The organism is Flavobacterium sp. (assembly GCF_023151265.1).
Classification (GTDB): Bacteria; Bacteroidota; Bacteroidia; order Flavobacteriales; family Flavobacteriaceae; genus Flavobacterium.
In genome coordinates, this window is record NZ_JAKLJH010000191.1 from 1 (window position 1) to 3,335 (window position 3,335).

4 protein-coding genes are annotated in these 3,335 nt (G+C 35.1%); all 4 read left to right on the top strand.

What is annotated here, in order from left to right; all coding sequences use genetic code 11:
• Positions 1-612: polyphosphate kinase 2 family protein (locus tag L6Q46_RS13200; protein ID WP_291284695.1), on the top strand; the 612-nt coding region annotated here is incomplete at its 5' end.
• A 47-nt stretch (positions 613-659) separates the two neighbouring features.
• Entirely contained in the window at positions 660-1,229 is a 570-nt protein-coding gene (locus tag L6Q46_RS13205; protein WP_291284696.1) for a cob(I)yrinic acid a,c-diamide adenosyltransferase, read from the top strand.
• A gap of 167 nt (positions 1,230-1,396) precedes the next feature.
• Positions 1,397-1,618, top strand: a complete 222-nt coding sequence (locus L6Q46_RS13210; RefSeq protein WP_002986941.1) for a DUF2795 domain-containing protein — start codon at positions 1,397-1,399, stop codon at positions 1,616-1,618.
• 88 nt (positions 1,619-1,706) lie between these two features.
• Positions 1,707-3,335 (top strand): DEAD/DEAH box helicase (locus L6Q46_RS13215; protein ID WP_363315881.1); only part of this gene is annotated, 1,629 nt, incomplete at its 3' end.

Here is a 3,335-nt window from a genome sequence, read left to right on the forward strand (position 1 = left end):
CATAGTTTTAAAACGCCCAATTCAACCGAATTAGAACACGATTATTTATGGCGACATTATTTGGCTCTGCCCGAAAAAGGAAAATTCGCAGTATTCAATCGTACGCACTATGAAAATGTATTGGTAACTCGTGTACATCCCGAATATATTTTGTTCGAAAACTTGCCAGGAATTGAAAAAGTAGAAGATATTACACCTCAATTTTGGGAAAACCGAATGGAACAAATGGTGAATTTCGAAAAACACATTTTGCAGAATGGGACTAAAATCTTAAAGTTCTATTTTCACATGAGTAAAGATGAACAGAGAGAACGTTTGCTAAAGCGATTAGAAAATCCTGAAGACAATTGGAAATTCTCAACAGGCGATTTAAAAGAACGTGAGCGTTGGGACGATTACATGAAATATTACGAAGAAGCAATTAATAAAACTTCGACAGATTTTGCGCCTTGGTATATTATTCCAGCGGATGATAAAGGCGTTGCGAGATACATTGTAGCCAAAACCATTTGGGAAGAAATGCAAAAACTAACCGACATCACCGAACCCGAATTAGATCCAAAAGTAAAAGCGAATATTGAAGAATATAGAGTACAATTAAAAAAAATGTAGCGACAAGTCATGACTTGTCTTATCTAATGTTAAAATTATAAAGTATAATGAAAGTATATACAAAAACAGGCGACACTGGAACCACAGCATTATTTGGTGGAACGCGTGTGCCCAAACATCATATCCGAATCGAAAGTTATGGAACTGTTGATGAATTAAATTCCCACATCGGATTAATTCGCGACCAAGAAATGAGCGATTTGTACAAAAAGGTCTTAATTGAGGTTCAAGATAGATTATTTACTGTCGGAGCTATTTTAGCAACGCCACCCGAAAAAGAAACTTTGAAAAACGGTCAACCACGCTTGCAAAACCTTGGAATTGTGGAATCGGATATCGAGTTTTTAGAAAATGAAATCGATACCATGGAAGAAGCCTTGCCGCCAATGACACATTTTGTTTTGCCAGGTGGACACACAACTGTGTCATATTGTCATATAGCACGTTGCGTATGCCGTAGAGCCGAGCGTTTAGCAGTACATTTGAATGACATAGAACCCACAGATGAGCGTGTAATTAAGTACCTAAACCGACTTTCTGACTATCTTTTTGTGTTGGCACGAAAGTTGTCCCATGATTTGAACGCTGATGAAGTGCAATGGATTCCTAGAAAATAGTGTTCAGTAATCAGTTTTAAGTATTCAGTATGCCTGAAAACAATAATTAAAAGTCATGTTTTGAGTACTTAAAAAAAAACGTTCTTAAATTTTAATAAAAAAAGTAAAAAAAAACTTGCCTTATTGGGTAATAAATTTATTTTTGCATAAACTTAAATCGATAAAAGATGTATTGGACATTAGAATTAGCGTCATACTTAAGTGATGCGCCTTGGCCAGCAACCAAAGATGAACTTATCGACTATGCTATTAGAACTGGAGCTCCATTAGAAGTAGTGGAAAACTTACAGTCTATAGAAGACGAAGGAGAAATCTATGAATCAATGGAAGAGATTTGGCCTGATTATCCTACTGACGAAGATTATCTTTGGAATGAGGATGAATATTAAAAAATAAATAAACACAACAGAAACAAGTCTCTTTACTGAGACTTTTTTTGTGGTTATATTTGCAAACCTATTTAGAAAATAAAAAATTATGAGTATCATAAATTCCATATTGAAAGCTTTTGTGGGAGACAAATCGGAGAAAGATGTAAAAGCGATTCAACCACTTATTAACAAAGTAAAATCTTTTGAGAGTGCTTTACAAGCATTATCTCACGATGAATTGCGTGCTAAAACTGCCGAATTTAAAGCTAAAATTCAAAACGCTCGCGCTGATAAAGATGCTAAAATTGCTTCTTTAAAACAAGACGCAGAGCAAACTCAAGATATCGATGCTCGTGAAGATATTTATGCTGAAATCGATAAAATCGAGAAAGAAGCTTATGAAATTTCTGAGAAAGTATTAAACGAAATTCTTCCAGAAGCGTTTGCAGTTGTAAAAGAAACAGCACGTCGTTTTAAAGAAAACACTTCGATTACAGTTACTGCAACTCCAAAAGATAGAGAGTTATCAGCAACTAAATCGTATATCGCGATTGAAGGAGACAATGCTACTTGGGCAAACTCTTGGAATGCTGCAGGAAAAGCAATCACATGGGATATGATTCACTACGACGTTCAGTTGATTGGTGGAGTTGTATTGCATCAAGGTAAAATTGCCGAAATGCAAACAGGTGAAGGAAAAACATTAGTAGCAACATTACCATTATACTTAAATGCTTTAACTGGAAACGGAGTGCATTTAGTAACAGTGAATGACTACTTAGCTAAACGTGATAGTACGTGGAAAGCACCATTGTTTGAGTTCCACGGAATGACGGTTGATTGTATCGATAATCACCAACCGAATTCTCCAGAAAGAAGGAAAGCTTACAATGCTGATATTACTTATGGAACAAATAACGAATTTGGTTTCGATTATTTGAGAGATAATATGGCGCATGCTCCAGAAGATTTGGTACAACGCAAACACAATTATGCAATTGTCGATGAGGTCGATTCTGTTTTAATTGATGATGCAAGAACTCCATTAATTATTTCTGGACCAGTTCCGCAAGGAGATCGTCATGAGTTTAATGAGTTAAAACCTAAAGTTGAAAACTTAGTAACCTTACAACGTAAATTAGCTACGGATTGTTTAACCGAAGCAAAACGTTTGTTCAAAGAAGGAAACAATAAAGATGCTGGATTCAACTTATTACGTTCATACAGAGCGTTACCAAAAAGTAAAGCCTTAATCAAATTCTTATCGGAAGAAGGAGTAAAACAATTACTTCAAAAAACCGAAAACCAATACATGCAAGATAACAACAGAGAAATGCCAAAAATTGATGAGGCATTATACTTTGTTATCGAAGAAAAAAATAATCAAGTTGAGTTAACAGATAACGGAATCCAATTTTTATCAACGGATACGGATGCACAATTCTTTATCTTACCAGATATTGGAACAGGAATCGCTCAAATTGAAAGAGAAAATTTATCTCCAGAAGAAGCAGCTGAAAAGAAAGAAGAATTATTCCGTGATTTCTCAGTAAAATCGGAACGTATTCATACGTTAACACAGTTGTTAAAAGCTTACACTTTATTTGAAAAAGATACCGAATACGTTATCATGGACAATAAAGTAATGATTGTAGATGAGCAAACAGGACGTATTATGGATGGTCGTCGTTACTCAGATGGTTTACACCAAGCAATCGAAGCTAAAGAAAATGTA

What these genes read in the sequence shown, in the direction of transcription:
- L6Q46_RS13210 (WP_002986941.1), top strand. Translation starts at nt 1,397, where the DNA reads ATGTATTGGACATTAGAATTAGCGTCATACTTAAGTGATGCGCCTTGG.
- L6Q46_RS13205 (WP_291284696.1), top strand. Translation starts at nt 660, where the DNA reads ATGAAAGTATATACAAAAACAGGCGACACTGGAACCACAGCATTATTT.